1 protein-coding gene is annotated in these 261 nt (G+C 37.9%); it reads right to left on the reverse strand.

Annotation, left to right across the window (positions count from 1 at the left end; translation table 11 throughout):
* Positions 1-246, reverse strand: a 246-nt coding sequence (locus QCD85_RS23690) for a hypothetical protein (protein WP_301264082.1), incomplete at its 3' end; no start/stop codon positions are given.
* Positions 247-261 lie beyond the last annotated feature (15 nt).

Below are 261 nucleotides of genomic sequence, written 5' to 3' on the forward strand. Positions count from 1 at the left end.
AATTTTCGGTCTTATACATTTATTTAAAGGATCATTTTTGCGTGTGCGGTGTACTAGTTGTATATTTGTCTGTTTTTTGTTATTGTTGTTTTTTTTTAGTGTTGTTGGTAAATTCTTCGATTCTCTAAAAATAATAAAAATTTTTATTTTGTCTCCTGCCCCCCTCTGCCAAACACCCCCCACCTTATTAACAAAATATAACTTATTTTTTTGTTTTTTGGCCCTCCGCCCCAAACCACCCCCCACCCCCCCCCCCCCCCC

This window comes from Paenibacillus sp. PsM32 (genome assembly GCF_030433815.1).
Lineage (GTDB): Bacteria > Bacillota > Bacilli > Paenibacillales > Paenibacillaceae > Saccharibacillus > Saccharibacillus kyungheensis.